At 57.7% G+C, this 21931-nt stretch carries 27 protein-coding genes and 1 pseudogene; 22 read left to right on the top strand and 6 right to left on the bottom strand.

The features are described from left to right. Positions 1–207 precede the first annotated feature (207 nt). From BQ17_RS03145 to BQ17_RS03110, 8 genes are all read left to right on the top strand, one after another. A complete protein-coding gene (locus BQ17_RS03145) occupies positions 208–771 on the top strand; it encodes a DUF2760 domain-containing protein (RefSeq protein WP_089724255.1) in 564 nt (187 codons plus the stop codon). Beyond that, complete coding sequence (locus BQ17_RS03140; protein WP_089724254.1) at positions 768–2612, top strand: Hsp70 family protein; 1845 nt, start codon at positions 768–770, stop codon at positions 2610–2612. Before BQ17_RS03145 ends, BQ17_RS03140 begins: the two co-directional genes overlap by 4 nt. A gap of 158 nt (positions 2613–2770) precedes the next feature. Further along, positions 2771–2974 (top strand): type II toxin-antitoxin system HicB family antitoxin, encoded by a 204-nt coding sequence (locus BQ17_RS03135; RefSeq protein WP_089724253.1) that lies wholly within the window; start codon positions 2771–2773, stop codon positions 2972–2974. After that, entirely contained in the window at positions 2929–3144 is a 216-nt protein-coding gene (locus BQ17_RS03130; protein ID WP_369406454.1) for a type II toxin-antitoxin system HicA family toxin, read from the top strand. Before BQ17_RS03135 ends, BQ17_RS03130 begins: the two co-directional genes overlap by 46 nt. A gap of 262 nt (positions 3145–3406) precedes the next feature. After that, entirely contained in the window at positions 3407–4552 is a 1146-nt protein-coding gene (locus tag BQ17_RS03125) for a serine hydrolase domain-containing protein (protein WP_089724252.1), read from the top strand. 159 nt (positions 4553–4711) lie between these two features. Further along, on the top strand, positions 4712–4912 hold the full coding sequence (locus BQ17_RS03120) for a hypothetical protein (RefSeq protein ID WP_089724256.1): 201 nt from the start codon (positions 4712–4714) through the stop codon (positions 4910–4912). Next, entirely contained in the window at positions 4912–5205 is a 294-nt protein-coding gene (locus BQ17_RS24560) for a ParE family toxin-like protein (protein WP_089724251.1), read from the top strand. Before BQ17_RS03120 ends, BQ17_RS24560 begins: the two co-directional genes overlap by 1 nt. Before the next feature lie 226 nt (positions 5206–5431). Next, positions 5432–6571, top strand: coding sequence for an aminotransferase class V-fold PLP-dependent enzyme (locus BQ17_RS03110; RefSeq protein WP_089724250.1), 1140 nt, complete (start codon positions 5432–5434; stop codon positions 6569–6571). A 213-nt stretch (positions 6572–6784) separates the two neighbouring features. Here BQ17_RS03110 and ubiB read toward each other — a convergent pair whose 3' ends face one another. From ubiB to BQ17_RS20110, 6 genes are all read right to left on the bottom strand, one after another. Continuing rightward, entirely contained in the window at positions 6785–8434 is a 1650-nt protein-coding gene (ubiB, locus tag BQ17_RS03105; protein ID WP_089724249.1) for a ubiquinone biosynthesis regulatory protein kinase UbiB, read from the bottom strand. A gap of 200 nt (positions 8435–8634) precedes the next feature. After that, positions 8635–9276, bottom strand: a complete 642-nt coding sequence (locus BQ17_RS03100; protein ID WP_089724248.1) for a ubiquinone biosynthesis accessory factor UbiJ — start codon at positions 9274–9276, stop codon at positions 8635–8637. After that, positions 9273–10022 (bottom strand): bifunctional demethylmenaquinone methyltransferase/2-methoxy-6-polyprenyl-1,4-benzoquinol methylase UbiE, encoded by a 750-nt coding sequence (gene ubiE / locus BQ17_RS03095; protein WP_089724247.1) that lies wholly within the window; start codon positions 10020–10022, stop codon positions 9273–9275. Before ubiE ends, BQ17_RS03100 begins: the two co-directional genes overlap by 4 nt. Positions 10023–10194: 172 nt before the next feature. Further along, positions 10195–10584 (bottom strand): GxxExxY protein, encoded by a 390-nt coding sequence (locus BQ17_RS03090; RefSeq protein WP_089724246.1) that lies wholly within the window; start codon positions 10582–10584, stop codon positions 10195–10197. A gap of 331 nt (positions 10585–10915) precedes the next feature. After that, positions 10916–11335 carry a type II toxin-antitoxin system VapC family toxin gene (locus BQ17_RS03085; protein WP_176722267.1) on the bottom strand — a complete coding sequence of 140 codons (420 nt, stop codon included), beginning with the start codon at positions 11333–11335 and terminating at the stop codon, positions 10916–10918. Further along, positions 11316–11567 (bottom strand): hypothetical protein, encoded by a 252-nt coding sequence (locus tag BQ17_RS20110; protein WP_141699062.1) that lies wholly within the window; start codon positions 11565–11567, stop codon positions 11316–11318. The genes BQ17_RS03085 and BQ17_RS20110 overlap by 20 nt, the downstream gene beginning before the upstream one ends. A gap of 844 nt (positions 11568–12411) precedes the next feature. Between BQ17_RS20110 and rsmA the strand changes: the two genes are divergently transcribed. The 14 genes and pseudogenes from rsmA (at position 12412) to BQ17_RS03015 (ending at position 21543) form a co-directional block, all read left to right on the top strand. After that, entirely contained in the window at positions 12412–13215 is an 804-nt protein-coding gene (gene rsmA / locus BQ17_RS03080) for a 16S rRNA (adenine(1518)-N(6)/adenine(1519)-N(6))-dimethyltransferase RsmA (protein ID WP_089724244.1), read from the top strand. A gap of 41 nt (positions 13216–13256) precedes the next feature. Beyond that, positions 13257–15698 carry an endopeptidase La gene (gene lon, locus BQ17_RS03075; RefSeq protein WP_089724243.1) on the top strand — a complete coding sequence of 814 codons (2442 nt, stop codon included), beginning with the start codon at positions 13257–13259 and terminating at the stop codon, positions 15696–15698. Between the two features lie 243 nt (positions 15699–15941). Continuing rightward, positions 15942–16691: a hypothetical protein gene (locus BQ17_RS03070; protein ID WP_141699061.1), complete on the top strand. Its 750-nt coding sequence runs from the start codon at positions 15942–15944 to the stop codon at positions 16689–16691. Then, complete coding sequence (locus BQ17_RS03065; protein ID WP_089724241.1) at positions 16684–17115, top strand: PIN domain-containing protein; 432 nt, start codon at positions 16684–16686, stop codon at positions 17113–17115. Before BQ17_RS03070 ends, BQ17_RS03065 begins: the two co-directional genes overlap by 8 nt. Before the next feature lie 602 nt (positions 17116–17717). Continuing rightward, positions 17718–17882: pseudogene (locus BQ17_RS23075) on the top strand (HepT-like ribonuclease domain-containing protein); the annotation flags it as partial. Positions 17883–17956: 74 nt separating this feature from the next. Beyond that, positions 17957–18079: a HepT-like ribonuclease domain-containing protein gene (locus tag BQ17_RS23070; protein ID WP_256091456.1), complete on the top strand. Its 123-nt coding sequence runs from the start codon at positions 17957–17959 to the stop codon at positions 18077–18079. Positions 18080–18227: 148 nt separating this feature from the next. Continuing rightward, positions 18228–18518, top strand: coding sequence for a type II toxin-antitoxin system RelE/ParE family toxin (locus BQ17_RS03050; RefSeq protein ID WP_089724240.1), 291 nt, complete (start codon positions 18228–18230; stop codon positions 18516–18518). Positions 18519–18539: 21 nt separating this feature from the next. Then, complete coding sequence (locus BQ17_RS03045) at positions 18540–18857, top strand: HigA family addiction module antitoxin (protein ID WP_089724239.1); 318 nt, start codon at positions 18540–18542, stop codon at positions 18855–18857. A 300-nt stretch (positions 18858–19157) separates the two neighbouring features. Beyond that, on the top strand, positions 19158–19598 hold the full coding sequence (locus BQ17_RS03040) for a clan AA aspartic protease (protein WP_133511773.1): 441 nt from the start codon (positions 19158–19160) through the stop codon (positions 19596–19598). 196 nt (positions 19599–19794) lie between these two features. After that, the gene (locus tag BQ17_RS03035; protein ID WP_089724237.1) at positions 19795–20073 is read left to right on the top strand and encodes a DUF4160 domain-containing protein; all 279 of its coding nucleotides are present in this window, start codon (positions 19795–19797) and stop codon (positions 20071–20073) included. 9 nt (positions 20074–20082) lie between these two features. Next, positions 20083–20397, top strand: a complete 315-nt coding sequence (locus tag BQ17_RS03030; protein WP_089724236.1) for a DUF2442 domain-containing protein — start codon at positions 20083–20085, stop codon at positions 20395–20397. Beyond that, a complete protein-coding gene (locus BQ17_RS03025; protein ID WP_089724235.1) occupies positions 20360–20650 on the top strand; it encodes a nucleotidyltransferase family protein in 291 nt (96 codons plus the stop codon). The genes BQ17_RS03030 and BQ17_RS03025 overlap by 38 nt, the downstream gene beginning before the upstream one ends. A 151-nt stretch (positions 20651–20801) precedes the next feature. Continuing rightward, positions 20802–21050 carry a UPF0175 family protein gene (locus BQ17_RS03020; RefSeq protein WP_089724234.1) on the top strand — a complete coding sequence of 83 codons (249 nt, stop codon included), beginning with the start codon at positions 20802–20804 and terminating at the stop codon, positions 21048–21050. Beyond that, positions 21043–21543, top strand: coding sequence for a PIN domain-containing protein (locus BQ17_RS03015; protein WP_176722268.1), 501 nt, complete (start codon positions 21043–21045; stop codon positions 21541–21543). Before BQ17_RS03020 ends, BQ17_RS03015 begins: the two co-directional genes overlap by 8 nt. Positions 21544–21931: the final 388 nt, after the last annotated feature.

Raw genomic sequence — 21931 nt, 5'->3', positions numbered from 1 at the left:
AGGCGAGAAGCGGTCAGATGCGAGGCGCGCGAGCGCAGGAATAGCCGGTCCTCTTTCAAGCTCGCGCAACAACGCAGATGGCCGCTTCTCGCCGCGCCCGAAGGGAGCCCTCCAAACGCGCCAAGGCGGCGTTACAGCGCTTGGCAAGAGCGTAGGCTATTCCCTGCGCGCTGTGCCTTGCCTGGGCGGGTTTAGGGGGCTCTGAGAATGAAAAATAAGGCGAAATGGGGTATTAAACCCTCGGTATTCAGCCGACTTATCCTCGCGCTGGCTACCTGCCGGCGTATCCTGGTCGATGCCCGCTTCGCCGGCCGAATAGCTGCACTCCGGGCGGGCGGCTCGACCACTGCTCCGGACGCCCCAGGCCCAGAGGTTCCGCGCCTGCAGGCGGCCGAACCAAATGCGGGCTTGCAGCTCTTGGGTCTGCTCCAGCAGGAGGGGCGCTTTATCGATTTTCTCGAAGAAGACGTGGGCACCTATTCCGACGCCGAGGTCGGCGCCGCCGCGCGCGTCGTGCACGAGGGGTGCAAGAAGACCCTGGGGCAGCACTTCACCATCGAGGCTGTGCGCGCCGAAGCGGAGGGGACCCGAGTGACGCTGACGGAGGGCTTCGACGCGTCCGCCGTGCAGCTCACGGGTAACGTCGTCGGCCAGGCACCCTTCACCGGTAGTCTAGTTCACAGGGGTTGGCAGGTCACGGAGACCAGGCTGCCCCAGGTCGCTGCCGGCCATGATCTGACCATTCTGGCACCTGCGGAGGTCGAGCTGTGAGTGACGCACGCTATGCCGTAGGCATCGATCTGGGAACCACCCATTGCGCCCTGTCCTACGTCGACCTGGACCATAGCGAGTGGGACCAGGTCGCTCAGGAGATGATGCCGGTGCCCCAGCTGACGGGACCCGGTTCAGTCGCTGCCCTGCCCCTGCTGCCCTCGTTCCTGTATCTCCCCCACCCGGACGAGCTGGCGATAGCCGATCTGGTCTTGCCCTGGGGCAACACTGGAGACCGAATCCTGGGTGAGATGGCGCGTTCCATCGGGGCCCGCACCCCCATCCGTCTGGTCTCTAGCGCCAAGAGCTGGCTGTGTCATCCAGGGATCGATCGGCGCAGCGCGGTGCTGCCGCCGGGGGCACCGGAAGCTGAGGTACCGCGACTCTCGCCTTACGAGGCCTCGGTCCGCTATCTGGAGCATCTGCGCGACGCCTGGAATTATGCCCACCCGTATCACGACCTGGCGCACCAGGAGGTCACGGTAACGGTTCCGGCCTCTTTCGATCCGGCCGCCCGCGAGCTGACCGCCGAGGCGGCCCAAGCCGTCGGTTTCCAACACCTGGTCCTGCTCGAAGAGCCCCAGGCAGCCCTCTATAGCTGGATCCACGACAGCGCGGGGAAATGGCGCGACCAGGTGCGCGTCGGCGACATCATCCTGGTCATCGACGTCGGCGGTGGCACCACCGACCTGTCCCTGATCGCAGTTACGGAACGAGAAGGTGCGCTGGAGCTGACCCGGGTCGCCGTCGGCGAACACATCCTGCTCGGCGGCGACAACATGGATCTGGCGCTGGCACATCTGGTCAAGGGCAAGCTCGCCGCCGCAGGGACCGATCTGGACCATTGGCAGGTTCAGGCCCTCACCCACGGCTGCCGCCAGGCCAAGGAGGCGCTGCTGGTGGATCCGGACCTGGAGGCGGTGCCCATCGTGGTGCCCAGCCGCGGGACCCGCCTCATTGACCGCAGCATCCGCACCGAGCTGAGGGGCGAGGAGATCAGGCGCACCCTGGTCGAAGGCTTTTTCCCCGAGGTTCCGGTGAGTGCACGCCCGGCCGCCCGCGCGCGCACGGCGCTGACCAAGCTTGGCCTACCCTATGCCCAGGACGCGGCCGTTACCCGCCACCTGGCTGCCTTCCTCGGGATTCAGATCGGGGCCACGGAAGACCTGTCCGGATTCGGGCCCGCCGGCGACGGCAGCTTCCTGCATCCGACGGCCGTGTTGTTCAACGGCGGGGTCTTTAAGGCGAACCTGCTCGCCGAGCGGGTGATGAAGGTGCTCAACGACTGGCTGACAACGGACGGTGCTCCGCCGGCCCGTCTGCTCGTCGGGGGGGACCTCGACCTCTCCGTAGCCCGCGGGGCCTCCTACTACGGCTACGTCCGACGTGGCAAGGGGGTCCGGATCCGCGGCGGCACCGCCCGCTCCTACTATGTGGGTGTGGAGAGCGCTACGCCCGCCGTGCCTGGGCTGGAGCCGCGGATTCATGCCCTGTGCCTGGCCCCCTTCGGCATGGAAGAAGGTACCCAAGCCGAGATTCCACCCCAGGAATTCGGCCTGGTGGTCGCCGAGCAGGTCAGGTTTCGCTTCTTTGGCTCCTCAGTGCGCCGCGAGGATCAGGTCGGGGATCTGCTCGATGACTGGTCCGCCGCAGAGGTCGAGGAGCTCGAAGAGATCGAGGCCTACCTGCCCGCACAGACTCGGGCACCGGGAGAAGTGGTCCCGGTGCACCTGCGCGCCTCGGTGACTGAGGTCGGTACCTTACTCCTGGAGGCCATGCCCCTCGATGGTCCGGAGCATTGGAAGGTGGAATTCAATGTGCGGAATCCGGCTGGTGAATGAGCTTGTAATGGAGCGAAATCGAAATTGCAGGCTTGACTTCGCAAGTTGAAAAATCCTGTGGGAGGGATTTTTCGAGGTCTCCTTCTCAAGATACCCGTAACATGCTGTTTGCGAAGAAAGCGGCAAAACAGAGTGACATATAAATACAGGAGTTTCATATGAAGTTGAAAATTTTGATTCATGAAGCTGAAGAAGGCGGGTACTGGGCGGAAGTACCGGCTTTACGCGGTTGTGTATCCGAAGGAGAAACGATAGAGGAGACTTTAATGAATATTAAAGAAGCGGCACTAGGTTGGCTGGAAATTGCGTCTGAAAGATGTCAATCGAGCGAAAAAGTTCAATCCATGGAAATGGAGTTATGAAAACGGTTTCGGGGAAAACCTTTTGTAAATTTCTGGAACAACATGGTTGGGAGTTACAGCATGTTCGTGGAAGTCATCACATTTATACAAAATCCGACAGAGAAGGGATATTAACAGTACCGGTACATGGGAATAAGGATTTAAAAAAGGAACTCTTCGGAAATTATTAAAAGATTCGGGGTTGAATCTGTAAGACCAGATAGGTTAGGGTTCCTGCCTATGCATCTTCTGCGGCAACTGGATTTTGCAAATGCCGAAGTAGTCGAGATTATGAACCATAATTATAAATTGAAACATAGATGTCAAGTCCCGCCAGTAGATACACGAAATTGTGCTTTCCCATAACTTGAGTTCTCTACCTCGGTATCCCTTTCACGGCTCTTGTGGCACATTAACAGACCAAGCCCAGAAGGCAACGAAAGGAGAAATCCGATGGCAGATTTGCAGCGTGCCGTACAGGCGTTACTGGATGAACTGGTGGAGTCCGGCGAGGAGGTGGGACTTCAAGCCGCCGTCTATGTGGAGGGTCAGCTGGCGGCGGACTGTGTCGCGGGGTGGCGATCGCAGGATCGTGAGACTCCGGTCTGCGAAGATACCCTGTTCACCGTCTACAGCTGCACCAAGGGGGTAGTCGCCAGTGCCGTGCATATCCTGGCCGAGCGCGGGCTGATCGACTACGAGCGGCCCGTGGCCGAGTACTGGCCTGAGTTTGCTCAGGCCGGCAAGGGGTCGGTTTCCGTTACCCAGGCGCTCAATCACCTGGCCGGCATTCCCCAGACCGTGCAGGTCGCGGGCAAGTCCAGCGGCGAGATCTGGGCGGACTTGGACCTGTGCGTGGCCGAGGTGGCACGCCTCAAGCCCATCTTTCCACCCGGTTCCACGGTCTGTTACCACGGTCTGACGTTCGGCTGGATCGCCGAGGGCATCGTGCGCGGCCTCGGACTGAGCCTCGGTGAGATCGTAGCGGAAGAGATCGTCAAGCCTCTGCATATAGGTAACGAGATGTACCTGGGCACACCGGCCTCCGAGCACGGCCGGATGGCGACACCCTTCGACAAGCCGCTCACCGGCGAGCCTCCCGCGATCGACCCCTTGGCCCTCCAGTGCGTACCCCTGGACCTGGCCGAGGCCCTCAACCGGCCGGAGGTCCGATCTGCCCAAGTAGCCGCCGCCAACATCAGTACCACCGCCCGGGCGCTGGCGCGACACTACGCGGCGCTAGTCGGGGAGGTGGACGGGTGCCGTCTGATATCGGAGACGCATCTGGAGCAGGTCTTCTCCCAGCGTGTGGACCTTCCGGATGTCACGTTGGAACAATTCGCCGCCGTCCCGCAGGAGACTCCGCGTGCGGGGGGCTATCAGCTAAATACGGGGAGAAGGGACCAGATCATGTATTTTGGCCCCAACCCGAGGGCCTTCGGCCATGACGGCTACGGCGGCAGCTTCGGCAGCGCCGACCCGGAGGCGAAGGTGGCACTCGGCTACGCCAAGACCCTACTCCACACCGATCAGATCCCGGTCCGGTTCGAGACCTTGTCGAAGACGAGATTTATCGAGACGGTCTACGGAAATCTGTAGTCACGGGCACTGGGTCAGACCGGAGAACTACGAATTGACACGAATCCGATTCGTGTCAATTCGTAGTCGCGGTCATAAGGGGAGAAAATATGGCAGTAAAGGACAGACCAGGTTTCGTCGATCTGGTAAGCTGTTAGGCTCTGAAAAGAGGTCATGCACATGAAAACAGCCGAAGAAATACAAACTGATATAGAAGCGCTTCCCCGCAAAGAGTACATGAAGCTTGTTCATTGGTTTTCTGAGCATGACTGGAAGGCGTGGGATAGAGAAATCGAAATAGATTCCAAATCCGGAAGACTCGATTTTTTGATAGAAGAGGCACTCGCGGAGAAAAGAGTGGGGAAACTAAGCGATTTGTAATGCACAAAACAACGACGCGATTTTGGCGTTGCTTCTACGCATTACCTCAAGAAGTCCAAGAGATCGCACGTAAAAATTATAACTTGCTAAAGGAAAACCCAAAGCATCCATCATTACATTTTAAGAAAGCAGGTAAACTATGGTCTGCTCGTGTCGGCAGAAATCACCGGGCGCTTGCCATAGGGGATGAATGTGGATTTATATGGGTATGGATTGGCGATCATGAAGAATATGACCGAATACTCAACGGGGAAAAGGCCCAGGAAGTACGGAAAGGGAGCAGGTTTAATTAACCTTAGTAAGTTCGTGTCCAATGCCATTAAGTTAAGCGTTACCGATCAGTAAAGTAAGAGAGAAAACTACGAATCACGCGAATCCTCACGGATGGATTCGCGCGCTTCGTAGTTTTCTCTTTCGTATTCCGACCCACCACGACAGGCGGCCAACAGCTAACTTAATGGCATTGAGTTTGTGTCAATTCATGTCAATTCGTGATTCCGGCCCCAAAGAGAGAAGATGATGCACTCCGAGTTTCCTCTCTCCCCCGATATCCTCTACCTGAATCACGCTGCCGTTGCCCCCTGGCCCAGGCGCACTGTCGCCGCGGTGGCCCGGTTCGCGCAAGAGAACGGGACGCGCGGCGCCGCTGACTATGCGCGTTGGATCAGGACCGAGACGCGGCTGCGCGGGCGCCTGGCGGAGCTGATCAAGGCCCCGTCGCCGGCGGATGTGGCCTTGGTAAAGAATACCTCCGAAGGCCTGTCGGTCATCGCCTACGGAATCGATTGGAAATCGGGCGACAATGTCGTCGGTATCGCCCAGGAATTTCCATCCAACCGCATCGTCTGGGAGTCCCTGGGTACCCAGGGCGTTGCGTACCGCCGGCTCGACCTCTATGCATCGTCACAGCCGGAGGCGGATCTTATGGATCTGTGCGATGAGCGCACCCGTCTGATCGCCCTGAGCTCGGTCCAGTACGCCCGGGGGTTGCGGTTGGATCTGGAGCGGTTGGGGGACTTCTGCCGCAGTCGGGATATCCTGTTTTGTGTGGATGCGATTCAGGGCCTAGGTGTCGTGCCCTTTGACCTGAAACGCGCCAAGGCGGATTTCGTGGTGGCGGACGGGCACAAGTGGATGCTGGGCCCCGAGGGCGTCGCCCTGCTGTATGTGGACCCGCGCCTGCGCCCGGAATTGTGCCTGCATCAGTACGGCTGGCACATGGTAGAGCACCGCGGCGACTATGAGCGCCTGGAATGGAGCCCCGCCGCGGATGCCAGGCGGTTCGAGTGCGGCAGTCCGAATATGCTCGGGGTCCATGCCTTGGATGCCAGCCTGTCCTTGCTGTTGGAGACCGGGATCGATCGCATCCGGGCCGCCGTGGCCGAACGCGCGCAGCGCCTCATCGAGCTGATCGACGGCCACGGTTTCGAGCTGCTGAGTCCCAGGGACCCCGAGCGTCGGGCCGGGATCCTGACCTTCCGCGTCCCCGGTGCTGACCATCAGACCCTGCACCAAGCCTTGACAGGCAGCGGCGTTATTTGTGCCCGGCGCGGTGGAGGGATCAGATTCTCCCCCCATTTCTACACCCCGCACAGCGTCCTGGAGCGTGCCGTTCGGATAACCGCCGAGGCCGCGGTAAGCCGGTCCGCACGGAAGTAAGAAGCTGTTTGGTTAAAACGAGTCCTCGCGTCGTGTTGTATTACGCCGCGTTCGATGCCGTGCCTGTCTGGGCGCGGTCCTGGGTTATTTGGTGTTGCCTGCGAAGACGTCTTTTTAGTCCGCAGATTACACAGATTTTCACAGATTGTTTCGTTCTTAATCTGTGGAAATCCGCGTAATCTGTGGATAAAGAAAGTTTGGGTTGCAGCTTGTTCAGGAACGCCAACGCAGGATCAGCAGCAGACCGGCGACAGTGTAAAGCCCTATCGCCAGTAGCTTGGCGAGGGTAAGGCTAAGGATCTGTCCGGGTCCGAACAGCAGGAGCCCGGTCGCGCTCAGGATCAGGGCGGCGGCGCCTACCGCCGCCGGCAGGGCCGTCCGCTGGCCGCGGAGCTCCGTGCCTAGCCTAGCCAGCTCCTCCGAGCGCCAGTGGAGGATCAGTTGGTGCCGATCCAGGGCCGTGAGCACCCGGTAGGCGAGCAGCGGCAGCTCCGGGAGCTGTTCGGAGGCTGGGCCTAGGTTCTTCCGTGCCCGCGCCAGGAACGCCTTGGGCCCCACCCGGTCCTTCATCCAGCGTTTCATAAAGGGCTTGGCGGTGGTCCAGAGATCGAGCTCCGGGTAGAGCTGGCGGCCCAGACCTTCGATGTTGAGCAGGGTCTTCTGCAGCAGCGCCAGCTGGGGCTGGACTTCCATGTTGAAGCGGCGTGCGGTCTGGAACAGGCGCAGCAGGAAGTTGCCGAAAGAGATTTCGGCCAGGGGTTTTTCGAAGATCGGCTCGCTCACGGTGCGGATGGCCGCCTCGAAGTCGACGATCCGGGTCCCGGGCGGCACCCAGCCGGACTCCACGTGCAGCTCGGCTACCCGGCGGTAGTCCCGATCGAAGAAGGCCAGGAGGTTCTCGGCCAGATAGCGTTGGTCCTCCACCGTCAGGCTGCCGACGATTCCGAAATCCACGGCGATGTAGCGCCCGTCGGGGTCTACGAAGATGTTGCCCGGATGCATATCGGCGTGGAAGAAGTTGTCTCGGAACAGCTGGGTGAAGAAGATCTCGACCCCCCGCTCGCCGAGCATGCGCATGTCGATGCCCTGGGCCTTGAGGGTCTCGACCTCGCCCACCGGGGTACCGTAGATGCGCTCCATGACCATGACGTTGGGTCTGGTCAGGTCCCAGTAGACCTCCGGGATGTAGATCGCCTCGCTGCCGAGGAAGTTGCGCCGCAGCACGGAGGCGTTGGCGGCCTCGCGCTGCAGGTCCAGCTCGTCGAAAATGGTCTTCTCGTACTCGGCGACCAAGGCCACCGGGCGCAGCCGACGGCCGTCCTTCCAGTAGCGCTGGACCAGATCCGCGATCACATAGAGCAGACCGATGTCGCGCCGGATGGTCTTCTTGATACGCGGCCGCAACACCTTGACCACTACCTCGTGACCGTCCTTGAGGCGCGCGGCGTGGACCTGGGCGATGGAGGCCGAGGCCAGGGGGGTCTCGCTGAAGTCGTCGAGTTCCGCTTCCAGGGGTTTATCCCAGGCCTGCTCGATCAGGGCGCGGGCCTGGATCCCGGAAAAGGGGGGGACCCGATCCTGCAGCTTGGCGAGCTCCACGGCCAGGTCGTCGGGCAGCAGGTCGCGGCGGGTGGAGAGGATCTGGCCGAACTTGACGAAGATAGGCCCCAGATCCTCCAGGGCCAGCCGGATACGCACCGGATAGGGCGGCAGCTTGCCGCGGAACCAGAACCAGGGCGACAGGTAGAGCAGGAAACGGAGCGGCCGTAACAGATGGGTGGAGAAGATGACCTCATCCAGCCCCCGGCGCAGCAGCACCAGATTGATGTGGAGCCAGCGGATCGCCTGGGAGGGACGGATCATTCTAGGGGCTGTTGGCATTTAACAAGGAGTAAACCCAACCTCCGGGCTTGTCTCCCAATAGTACAGGATTCACAGGATTTTCAGGATTAACAGGATGTTACAATTGTTATTTAAGAAAAATAATCCTGTTAATCCTGGAAATCCCGTTAATCTTGTCCTATTAGTGGTTGGCACGACGATTATATCAACAGCCCCTGGGATCACCGCTCGCTGGTCGAGCCGTTCCGCCGCTGTGCCAGCCGCTCGATCCGGGCGGCGAGTCGTTCTACGCCATCCCGTACCCGATCGACCTCGTCCAGAAATGCCTGGACCTCATAGCGGCTGGGGAGTAGGCGCGCCTCCTCCTGCAAGTACTCCTTGACGTCCTCGGTCAGGGTGTCGGCGGTGCGTCGCCTCCAGTGCCCCGCAGCGCGCACTTGGGAGCCGATCCGGTGCGCGGCCACATCACCCACCAGCCGTGCGAGCTGCTCCTCCCAATCCACCTCCAGGCCACTCAGAAAATCGCCGAAGGCCTGAGCCAGGTGGGTATCGCCTTCGACCTGGACCTCGCCGGAGAAGAGCCGATCTTCCTTCCGGCGTGAGACGCCCAGCCGGGCCAAGGCCAGGGGCGCGGCGCGCAGAACACAGTCCGGCGTGCCCGCATAGTCACCGTAGAGGTGCACCCCGGCAGGACCCGGTATCAGATAGAGTCGGGTATCGAAGCCGGCCACCTCGATCAGGATCACCTTGCCCTGGAGGTCGGTGATCCGCGCCGCCCCCTCGGGATCGAGGGCGAGATAGCGATTGATGGTCGCCTCCAGGGCTGCCAGGGCCGCGTCCGGGATCGGCATACCCGCGTTCACAGCTTGTAGCCCCGGTGAATGGCGACGATGCCGCCGCTGAGGTTGAAGAACTCGCAGCGCTCGAAGCCGGCCGCTTCCAGCATGGTCTGCAGGGTCTCCTGGTCCGGATGCATGCGGATGGACTCGGCGAGATAGCGGTAGCTGTCCGCATCCCCGGCGACCAGCCGACCCAGGGCGGGCAGGACCGAGAAGGAGTAAAGGTCGTAGGCCTTGCGCAGGGGGAGGCTGGCGGGATGGGAGAACTCCAACACCAGGACCCGGCCACCGGGCCGCAAGACCCGAAACATCTCCTCCAGGGCGCGTTGCTTGTGGGTGACATTGCGCAGGCCGAAGCCGATGCTGATGCAGTCGAACCGGTCGGCAGCAAAGGGCAGGGCCTCGGCGTTGGCCTGGGCGTAGTGGATGTTGCCCGCAAGCCCCAAATCCACCAAGCGGTCCCGGCCCCGGTCGAGCATGGTAGCGTTGATGTCCGTGGATACCACCGCGCCTTCCTTGCCCACCAGGCCGACGAAGCGCTCGGTCAGATCCCCGGTCCCGGCGGCCAGATCCAGTACCCGCTGGCCGCGGCGTACCCCCGCAAGCGCCACCGTCCGGCGCTTCCAGAGCCGGTGCACCCCCAAGGACATCAGATCATTCATGAGGTCGTAGCGGGGGGCCACGGAGTCGAAGACCTCCCGTATCTGGGTGGCCTTCTCCGCGACCGCGACCTGCCGGTAGCCGAAGTGGGTGGTCTTCTCGTCGGACATGGGGGGCACCTGCTTTATCCGCAGATTACGCAGATTGTCACAAATTGTTTCGTTTTTCATCTGCGCAATCTGCAGATTGAAAGAACAATCAAACACACCATCGGAATGGGTTGGCCTTGCGAAGTGGTGTGTAACTTGATAAAAACCCTTTTTAATCCGCAGATTACGCAGATTACGCAGATTCGCGCAGATTTCCCGAAAAGACCATGCGCTTATACTGGAGACTCTTGGCACCGAAGTTGAGCAACAGCCCGCGTTCTATTCCGCTTGCTCTCAGATAGTGAATCAGCTGAGATTCTTCCTTTGCGGTCAGACGACCCGGCGCCTTCAACTCAACGACGACCTCCTCGTAACAAAGAAAATCGGCACGGTAAGCGGTACTCAAGATTTTCCCTTTGTATGCTACCGACAATTCAACCTCACGCGCGAAGGGAATGTTCTGCTCAGCGAACTCTATAGCCAGCGCGTCTTGGTACACAGCCTCCAAAAAACCGTGTCCAAGCTCGCGGTGCATGGCCATTGCTGCGCCAATGATCGCGTATGTTTGTTCGTCACGACTCATTATGCATTCAAACTACGCCGATTGCAGAGTGAACAAATGCAAGAATCTGCGGAAATCTGCGTAATCTGCGGATAAAGAATGTCGTTATCAATCGTCCCCCGTGTTCGCGCTCGGGAACGCCGTCTTATCCGCTCCAGCGGACTCAGCTTCTCTATGCTGATAGGCGTTGGCGGTTAGCTTACCAAGGCGCTTAATCGACGCCGGAGCGTCAGATCCCTCCTCCGTCGGGACAAGGTCTGCTCCCACGCTGGAGCCTGGGGAACCGGCCGAGAATCTGCGTAACCTGCGGATAAAAAGAATGTCGTTATCGATCGTTCCCCGGGTTTGATATTCAGAGTGACGCGCCGAGGAACAGGTTTTGGAAGGCCTTGCGATCCCGGGTCCGATAGATGGTGAAGTCCTTGTCAACACTGGCTACGCTCCTGATCTTCAGGCGTTCGCACAAGGCGATCAGCGAGGCGTCCGTGAAATCTGCCGGCAGGTCGCGGTATTTCTCGATCAGGGCCCGGATGCGGGGAAAATCCTCGGTCGTATCCACGTCGATGGTCAGGGATTGCTCCCCCCAAAACAGGAAATCCTGCTGGGCCTGCGGTGCGAAATCCAACATGTAGACGACTTCCGTGATGACCGGCAGATTGGTAACCAGCCGTCTGCGCAGATCCCGCACGAACGCGACGGCTTGTGCGTGATACCGATCCGAGCCGTCGAACAGGGCGATCAGCGGGCCGCTGTCAACCACGATGCTTTTCACGGAACCGCTCTCGAAGGATCTGTTTGCGCCGCTCGCTACGGTCGGTCTCGCCACTCGAGTAGCGACCGAACAGATGCTCGCCGATGGCATAGGGACCGGCTTCCTGTCCCTCGCGCTCGAGCTTCTCGCTGATGGCCTGGCGCACGAAAGCCGACAATGGAAGGTCGCGTTCACTCAAACGCCGTTGCAGCGCGGTCTTTAATCCCGGATCGAGACGGATGGAGATGGTCATGTCCTAGCTCCGTAATACGAGTGCGTATTACGGAATTATTGTCTTGATGAGGACCGATTGCAAGATGAGGACCGATTGCAAGCAGAAACCACCGGAGCTTCGCCGCTTTTCGCGCAGAACGCGCTCAGCTGCGAACCGGACGGTCGATCAACTTATGTCGATTGCAGAGTGAGCAAAGGAAAAATCTGCGGATAAAGGATGGCTTGCTTTTTTATCCGCAGATTACGCAGATTTTTTGAAAAGAGCGTGCGTTTTTGACCACGAATTAACACGAATCAGATCTCAATAGCCTCAGCAGTTCAGGGGGCTGCGACAGTGCATGGTTTTCTCGTTTAAATACATTGCCTTAGCGGCTAATTTCGGGAACCTGCCGGTCGTGCCCTGCTCAGTGTAGCCAAATCGTCTGCAACCAAGCGTAGCTTACACCCAACTGACTGATTTTCAAAGCAGCGGGAACCTGATTGCAGATCGGATCTCAGATGTTCGATACAAGCTATTGGATTCATAGAGGTATTTTAGATTTCAAGCCCTCTGGCCCGAGTATCCGGCTGAGGTTGCCGAAACCGCAGCTATTCCAGGATGAGTGGTGCCCATCCATGGTGTTCCCCGTGCCTGCGGGGATGAACCGATCTTTCCTATAGTCAATGTGGCTCAAACGAAAAGAATCTGCGGAAATCTGTGTAATCTGCGGATTCAACAAGGATATTGGGGTGCCCATCGATTCATCGCTGTTGGGCACGGCGCGCTATAGGCTATCGGTTCGATTGCCGGCTCGGCAGCGCGCGCCTTTGCCCAACCTACGCGACTGGCGACTGGCAGCTGTGTAAGCTGTTACCCTGGGGTCATGGAGCATCGTCCGCGCAAGCGATTCGGCCAGAATTTTCTGCACGATCCGAACACCATCCGGCGCATCCTGTCGGTCGTAGACCCCAGGCCGGGAGAGCGTTTGGTGGAAATCGGCCCCGGCCGCGGCGCCATCACCACCGGCCTGCTGCGGGCCGCGGGAAGGCTGGATGTGGTGGAGCTGGATCGAGATCTGATCGAGCCTTTGGCCCGTCGGTGCACAGGCCTCGGCGAGCTGACTATCCACAATGCCGACGCCCTGGCTTTCGATCTCTGCGCCCTGTATCCGCACGAGCGTCCGCACGAGCGGCTGCGGCTGGTCGGCAATCTGCCCTATAACCTCTCCACTCCCTTATTGTTCCGCTTTCTCGACCAGGCGGATGGTATCCGTGACATGCACTTCATGCTCCAGCGGGAACTCGTGGAGCGCATCGCCGCCGGGCCAAGCTCCAAGGTCTATGGTCGGCTGTCGGTCATGATCCAGGTCTACTGCCGAGCCGAGCCCCTGTTTCGCGTCGGTCCCGGCGCCTTCGCGCCGGTCCCCAAGGTAGACTCCGCCTGTGTGCGCCTGACCCCCCACCGCCCCTTGCCTTACCCGGTGCGGGACCCGGCCTGCCTGTCGCGACTGGTAACCCAGGCCTTCGGCCAGCGTCGCAAGACCCTGCGCAACAGCCTACGGGGCCTGGTTGACCCCCAGCTGTTGCGGGCCCAGGGTTTGCACCCTGGGCAACGGGCCGAGGAGTTGAGTGTGGAGGCCTTCGTGCGCCTGGCCAATGCCGCTTGCAAAACTCAAGTTCCGCCCTGAATTAGTTCATCGAAATCAGGGTTGAACAGGCACCACCACAGATGACCAACGAAAGTCCCGAGCAGCCCGAGCGGATTGAACAGTCCGATCAGTCCGATCAGCCCAAGGCGGGCGACCTGGCCCGCGCCGACCAGGTCCTGCCCGGGCTCATCCATCTGTTGCCGGTGGCCGCGCGCCCCTTCTTCCCGGGACAGGCGGTTCCCCTGATTATGAGCGCCCGGCACTGGGCCCCAACCCTGAAGGCGGTCGGCGAGGCCGAACATAAGGTCCTGGGCGTGGTCCTGGTGCGCAACGAGACTGCCGAGGAGGCGACCGTCGAGGACTTTCACCCGGTGGGCACCGCCTGCCGGGTCCATCGGGTGAATGAGCAAGACGGCATGCTCCAGGTGCTGGTGGAGTGCGTGCAGCGCTTCCGCCTTGAGGGCCTGGTCAACCCCAAGACCCCTTTCTCGGCCCGCGTGGACTACCTTGCCGAACCTGACGGGCCGCCGGATGAGCAGGTCAAGGCCTACGCCATGGCCGTGATCAACACCATCAAGGAGCTGCTGCCGCTCAATCCCCTCTATGTCGAAGAGTTGCGCATGTTTCTGGACCGCTTCGGTCCGGAAGACCCGTCCCACCTGGCGGACTTCGCGGCCAGCCTCACCACCTCCACCAAGGACCAGCTGCAAGAGGTGTTGGAGGCCGTCGAGCTGTTACCGCGCATGGAGAAGGTACTGGTCCTGCTCAACAATGAGCTGGAGCTCGCCCGCGCCCAGCAGAAGATCCGCAGCGCGGTCGAGGAACGCATGCACACCCAGCAGCGCGAGTTCTTCCTGCGCGAGCAGCTCAAGGCGATCCAGAAAGAGCTGGGGATCGCCAAGGACGACCGCACCGCCGAGCGCGACAAGTTCAACAAACGTCTCAAGAAACTCACCCTCACCGACGAGGCCCAAAAGCGGGTGGACGAGGAGATGGACAAGCTGGCCATGCTGGAGACCGGCTCCCCCGAGTACGCCGTCACCCGCAACTACCTGGACTGGATCACCCTCTTGCCTTGGGGCCGCCACTCCAAGGACAAGCTGAACCTCAAGCGCGCTCGGCGGGTATTGGACCGGGACCACTACGGGCTCGAGGACGTCAAGGAACGCATCCTGGAATTCCTGGCGGTAGGCATCATGAAGGGCGAGGTCGCCGGCTCCATCATCCTGCTCGCGGGCCCGCCCGGAGTCGGCAAGACCTCCGTCGGCCGCTCCATCGCCAACGCCCTGGGCCGGCGCTTCTACCGCTTCTCGGTGGGCGGCATCCGCGACGAGGCCGAGATCAAAGGCCACCGCCGCACCTATATCGGGGCCATGCCCGGCAAGTTCCTCCAGGCCATGAAGGACGCAGGCACCGCCAACCCGGTCATCATGCTCGACGAGATCGACAAGATCGGTGCCTCCTTCCACGGCGACCCGGCCTCGGCCCTGCTCGAAGTGCTGGACCCGGAGCAGAACAGCGATTTTCTCGACCACTACCTGGATCTGCGCTTCGACCTGTCCAAGGTGCTGTTTGTCTGCACTGCTAACCAGACCGACAGCATCCCAGGCCCCTTGCTCGACCGCATGGAAGTCATCCAGCTCGCCGGCTATATTGCCTCGGAAAAGCTGCAGATCGCCAGGAAATACCTGCTGCCGCGGCAGATCAAGCGAGCGGGCCTGGATAAGGGCACGATCAAGCTCGATACCCGCACCCTGCGCGCCCTCATCGAAGGCTATGCCCGGGATGCGGGGGTGCGGCATCTGGAGAAGCAGCTCGGCAAGATCGTGCGCAAGGGCACCGTCAAGCTGCTCGAGGGCCTGGAGTCACCCATCACGGTGACCGGAAAGGACCTCAAGGACTACCTGGGCAGCCCCGTGTTCCGGGACGAACGGCGGCTGACCGGACCCGGCCTGGTCACCGGCCTGGCCTGGACCGCCATGGGGGGCGCCACCCTCAACGTCGAGGCCGTGCGCACCCACAGCTTCACCCGTGGCTTCAAGCTCACCGGCCAGCTCGGCGACGTGATGAAGGAATCGGCGGAGATCGCCTACGGCTATCTGGTCAGCCGGGCCGCGGAATTCGGCGCCGACCCCGCCTTCTTCGAGAAGGCCTACATCCACCTCCATGTGCCCGCCGGGGCTACCCCCAAGGACGGCCCCTCGGCCGGGATCACCATCGCCTCCGCCTTACTCTCACTGGCCCGCAGCCGGCCGGTGCGACACATCGCCATGACCGGCGAGATCACCCTCACCGGCGAGGTATTCCCCATCGGCGGCGTGCGCGAGAAACTCATCGCCGCCCGCCGCGCCGGCATCAAGGAAATCATCCTACCGGAAGACAACCGGGGTGACTTCGAGGAAGTACCCGAACATGTGCGTAAGGGCCTGACAGTCCATTTCGCGTCCCATTTCGGTACAGTGGTGCCGTTGCTGTTTCGGGAGTCGAAACAGGGGAAGCCGAAGGCTAGTGCGGGGGGTTGATTTGGGGGGGTTAGTTTCTGCTCGCGCCAGATCAAGTTGCATCGCGTCTACCACTTAGACTAGATTACCTATTCGTGAACTTTGCGTTGCTCGTTGCAATGAGTTTGCAACTTGATCGTCCGTTAGCTCCGCAAGTGATGCTGGAAGTAGCGTGACACTGGCAGGAAGTTGCGGTACCAAACTGCACGTATACTAATGCAATAATGTATGCATGCGATCTAAAAAACTGTTATGGCTAATCAAATGTCATTTATTAGGTCATCAGGTTTCTGGACTTCCGTTATTGCCTTCATTGCTTTAGTTCTTTCGCAATTTCCTCCCGTAACAAAATTGTTTCCAAGTTGGGGCGCCGAAATAGAAATAGCTGCAAGGATGGCATTAGATAACAAATTCGGCATAGTTAGTTACAGCGTTTATTTCAATATAAAAAATGTAGGGAATAGACCAATAAAGGTAGAAGAAGTTGTCTTGTCTGTCAAGAGACCAGACGGCTCACGCAAGGAGTACGAGGCTAAAGATTACAGAGAACGAGAAAGCAGTAGTGTAATTTACCCAATTGTATCGTTGAATATAGAAGAAGGTGATCAGTGGTCTGAAAATGTATTATTCGGCCCTGACACACCACCAGATACCCAAGAAAAATTTAATGACCTTAGAATGAAGATAGGTTTGGATATACTTGAAGAACGCCAACGAAATTCAGATATGGCATGTCAAAAGAGATGGTATGAGGCAAAGGAGGAGAATGTTGACAAAGCCGTAGAATTTTTCAAGGAGAACTTCGACCTTCCCAAAGGCGAATATATTGCTTCATTTAAAGTTTATGGAAGAGATAACGCTTTGATTGCCGAGAAAAGCTATCGTTTTACAATTTACGACTATCATATAAAGATGTTTAAATCGCAAGTTGATGATTATAAGTATGGAATAGGTGTACATAGTCCGGCTTCTACGGCAAGGAGCGTAGTCGTAGATTTAATCCCAAATGAATGAATCAGTGTATATTGAAACCTCTGTGATTGGGTATTGCACTATTCGTGCAAGCACTGACTTAATCGTAGCCGCTCGGCAAGCCATTTCTCAAGCATGGTGGCAGGATCATTTGCCTAAATTTACCGGATATGTTTCCACGATCGCACTTGAAGAGATTAGTTGTGGTGATTTGAAAGCAGCCGAGGAAAGATTGAAATTAGTTGCGGATACTCCCATCCTAAAAAAGGACACCCATCTTGTTTGCCTCGGGCAACGCCAAATAACTCAGGATTGCACCTGTTCGGCGTTATTTGGTGTTGCCCGCGAGGGCGTCGTGTTGCGTTACGCCGCGTTCGACGCCGTGCTCCCCCAGGTGTTTTCCCGCGCGGCTAACGCAACCTACACCCAAAGCGAGGTCCGTGTGGGCCGACAGCACGGGCGGTGATATGGGTGTAGGTTGCATTAAGACGCTGGCATGACCTAAGCAGACAATCAACGAGCCTTTGGACGTCGAACGCAACACGTCAAACCTTGTCCCGACGCAGGAGGGATCTTTTCCCTCCGGACAACGCCAAATCATTCAGGATTGCACTTTATTCGCCCCACCTTCCCACTGAGCTTTACCATGAACGCTCTTCACCTGGTTCTTGTTTCCCTTTTGATGTGAGGGCACCTTGAAAAAAACTATTATTCGAGGCACCCTTAAGACAAGGCCAAAACTTTTTTGCTATAGGTGTTGCTAAAGGGGTAGGTGCTATTTGCGAGAAACAGCGCACGAAATCATCACAAGCCCTGATACGGCATTGGGCTGAGATCAGGCGCATCATCGCAAGCCACCGCGCAGGGAATGCCAGGGTGTTTGGATCTGTGCTGCATGGCGAGGATAACGAAGACAGTGATCTTGATCTTCTGATCGATCCGAACGGACACATGACGCTCTTCGATATTGGAGCTGGGGGAATTGCTCGGTGTCGAGGTGGACGTACTCACCTCCAACGCCCTTCCCGACAGTTTCCGTGAGAAGGTACTGAATGAGGCAGTACCTGTATGACTAATACTGTCGACCTCCGTCTAGGTGACTATCTCGGGCACATCCTGGAAGCCATTGAGCGGATAAATCGTTACACTGCCGATCTGGATCGAGCGGGATTCGAGTCCACAGAGCGGATTCAGGATGCGGTGATCCGAAATTTCGAGATCATCGGCGAGGCTGCGCGCAATATCGAGCGGCGATATCCTGAATTCGCCCGTGAACACACGAATGTGCCTTGGAGATTTGCATACGAATGCGCAATGCCCTCGCACATGGCTATTTCAAAGTGGACCTGGGTATCGCCTGGGACACGATTGAAACCGACCTACCGGGGTTTGCAAAGCAGGTAAGGGAACTGCGAGACGGACTATCTTGAGCGCACGAGTAGTGATCGATTCCCTGGCTTCATTTCTTTTGCGCGAATTCTTACATGAAGTTGTAAGGGAAACGTGTAGGCCATGGAAAACCGAGACCGTAAGCCGGAAACCCTTGCATGGATTCCGTGAAAGCGTTAATCTCTGCGCATGATCGTGTCATTTGGAAATCAAGCAACATCGGATTTGTACCACAGCATATCAAGTGCTCGCGTCAGGCGACTACCTTCGCAGCTCATTGCATCCGCGCTTTACAAGCTGGACGTACTCAATGCAGTTCAGTCGTTGGATGATCTCAGATCACCGCCTGGAAACAGATTGGAAGCACTGAAAGGAGACTTCAAAGGTTTCCATAGCATTCGCGTTAATGCTCAATGGCGCATCGTATTCCGGTGGCAAGACTCGAACGCCCATGAAGTCCGAATCATCGACTATCATTAATGAATCATTGGAGACAGCGATATGATACCATCTCATAGACTAGCAACCCATCCGGGGATCATATTACTCAAGGAGTTTCTTGAACCAATGGGATTGTCACAAAAAGCGATTGCAGCACATATCGGTATTCCCGTGCAGCGGATTAATGAAATTATCAGGGGTAAGCGGGGAGTGTCCCCTGACACTGCTTGGCTACTTGCTCAGGCTTTTAATACATCACCGGAGTTTTGGCTCAACCTTCAGGCAACTCACGATTTATCAGTTCATAAACCAAAGAATCAAGTTGAGCCCGTAGGCTGGGTCGAGGGACGAGACTCGGCAAACCAAGCGCGCCCATAGAAGCTGGGTTTCGTTCCTCAACCCAGCCTACGGGTTGAATTTCAACCACCGCCGCGGCTGGATTGTCGAGCGCATTCGGCAGCTTGTCTCCTTATCCGCCATTGATGTGACCGCCTACGCGGTGATGAATCGAATGTTGGGGTTCGTTCCTCACCCCAACCTACATTACTTACGATTTGTCGGTCCATGAACCAAAGAATCAGGTTGGGCCGCTGGTGGCAATTAGTGCGTAACAAATCGGCATCAACGAAATCATCGCCTGATGGAGAGGCGGCGCTTCGAATTCTTAAAAGATAAAAGGTGCCCTTAAGACAAGGCCAAAACTTTTTTGCCATAGGTGTTGCTAAAGGGGTAGGTGCTATGGGATTAACCTATGCTACCGTTCATCTGACTAATCTCTTCAACTATCAGAGTATGGAAATCAATGCATTAGTGGATACTGGTGCAACCTTTCTTTGCGTCACGGAGGAGGTCGCTTTACAGCTGGGCTTCGAGCTTACCGAAGCGCGCCGGCAGGTAGTTACTTTGGCCGATGGTCATCAATACAAAGTACCGAAAATCGCACCAATCGAAGTTGCCTTTGGAAACCGTAGTTATGTCACGGAAGCGGTTGTGATTGGTGATGAATCCTTATTGGGCGCATTGCCTTTGGAAGCAATGGATTTGGTCGTCGATCCTCGGCGACGACAACTCATCGCCAATCCAAAGCATCCGAACTATCCAGTGGCGCTAGCCAAGTAAAGTCCGCGTAGGTTGAGGTGAGGAACGAACCCCAACTGAACTCGACATGCAGTCAGAAGTCTAATCTTAGAAACTCCCTGTTACAGGGTTTTTTGATACACCCTATAAACCAGAAAAAACGAAGTTAAAACACTACCGAATTTTTCAAGGTTCCTTCAGCTTAACCGGATCAACCTGAAACTTAAGAGAGATAGACATGCCGGAATTATGTAGGTTCTTTGGAATCATAATTTACATGTATAGGGAAATAGGTGGAAAGCATCACTATCCCCATATACACGCTGACTATGCCGGCCAAAAAGCGGTGTTCAATATAGAAACAGCAGAGTTGATAGAAGGCAGATTTCCAAACAAGGAAAGAAAGCTCGTAGAAGCATGGATTGAGCTTAGAAAGAATGAACTAAGGCGAAACTGGAGTATGCTTAACACATCAACAACGACTCCAAGCTTTTCAAAAATCGATCCTCTGAGTTAGGAGAAAATCATGGCAGATTTAGAAAAATGGGTAATAGTGAGCTTTAAAATCAAAGCAGACTATGTAATTGATATTACCTTTAAGGATGGAAAAACAGAGACTATCGATTTTGAGCCTGTAATAGGCGAAGGATGGATGAAGCAGCTTAAAGATCCAGCATATTTTCGTCGGGTGAAGCTAAATGATGGAGGGAACCTAGAGTGGCCTGATGGGCAAGATTTTAATCCAGAGGCACTATATGCTTGGCCACGGTTCCGGCAATTTTACATAGAAGATATGAAAGAGCATGAAATCATCACAAGCCCTGATACGGCATTGGGCTGAGATCAGGCGTATCATCGCAAGCCACCGCGCAGGGAATGCCAGGGTGTTTGGATCCGTGCTGTATGGCAAGGATGACGAGGGCAGTGATCTTGCTCTTCTGATCGATCCCAACGGACACATGACGCTCTTCGATATTGGGGCGATCCACTACGAGTTGGGGGAGTTGCTCGGCGTCGAGGTAGATGTGCTTACTCCGAACGCCCTTCCCGATAGTTTCCGTGAGAAGGTGCTGAGCGAGGCAGTACCCGTATGACTAATCATGCCGACCCCTGTCCAGGTGACTATCTTGGGCACATCTTGGAAGCCATTGAGCGGATAAATCGTTACACTGCCGATCTGGATCGAGCGGGATTCGAGTCCACGGAGCAGATCTAGGATGCGGTGATCCGAAACTTCGAAGTCAAATGAATCTAGTCATCTCGTTGCCCGACAACCTGCCTGATCTCCTGCAGGAGACGCCTGAGGAATTCGAGCGCGAGGCCCGGATGGCAATGGCAGCGAAGCTGTTCGAGTGCAAGCGGCTCTCCTCCGGCATAGCGGCTCAACTGGCCGGTATGGATCGGGCGGCGTTTCTGTTGGAGCTCCACCGCTACGGCGTGCCGATGATCGACATCAGCGATGAAGAGCTCGCACTCGATGCCGAAGATGCATAACGAGAAGGAGATCGTCATGAACACGGGGCCGATCATTGCATTGGCAGCCGCGCTGAATGATCTTCATCTGCTGGACAGTCTGTATGGAACTGTGCACGTTCCATATGAAGTTGCCGTGGAGATCCGCGCGAAGGGTGCCGCAACCTTTGCGGTCGAGCAGTTCGATGCCGCACATGGACTGATGATCGCAGAGGCTCCCGTTGCAACGATTCCACCGCTGTTGCGCAACAACCTGGATCTCGGCGAAGCGTCGGTTATCCAGTATGCGCTGGACCATGAAATCCCCACGGTTTGCATCGACGAGATAGCAGGAAGGCGGGTTGCGCGCCTGTGCGACCTGAAGCTGACTGGCTCGCTGGGAATCTTGCTTCGGGCGAAACGCGAGGGTTACCCGGTAGTGCTGAAAACGGCAATCGGGCGGATGACGCGGCATGGAATCTGGCTGTCCGAACGTCTGGTGGCTTCTGTTCTGAAACAGGCAGGGGAAGTATAGAGCAGATCCCGATCATGGACCTGTATCGGAATCGGGTAGTGGTAAATTTTCAAGTGGTAGCGTGGAGCGGTTCATCGACCACCTCCGGTTTCTTTGCCCCTCTCCCGGTGAGGGTGTCGCAAAAGGCATCGATCTTCGCCCTTTGACCCCCTCTCCCCAACTCCTCTCCCGCCGGAGGGGGATTGGGCGCGGCAAGCCTTCAGGCGCTCAGCAAGCCCGTAGGGCGGGTCAGGCGCGTGCGCCAAGCGCCGCGCTTGCCGCGGCGGTGGGCGCGCCGTCACCCGCCGGATGGTGGCCTGTAGGTCGGGTCAGACCAGGGATGGCCGCCACCCGACAGATGTGGCTGGCATACGGCGGATGGCGCAAGCTTATCCGCCCTACGCGGGCT

Origin of the sequence: Candidatus Thiosymbion oneisti (assembly GCF_900092655.1) — a bacterium.
GTDB classification, from domain to species: Bacteria; Pseudomonadota; Gammaproteobacteria; order Chromatiales; family Chromatiaceae; genus Thiosymbion; species Thiosymbion oneisti.
The sequence above is the reverse complement of the archived record's forward strand: the minus strand, read 5'-3'. Positions and strand labels throughout refer to the sequence as shown.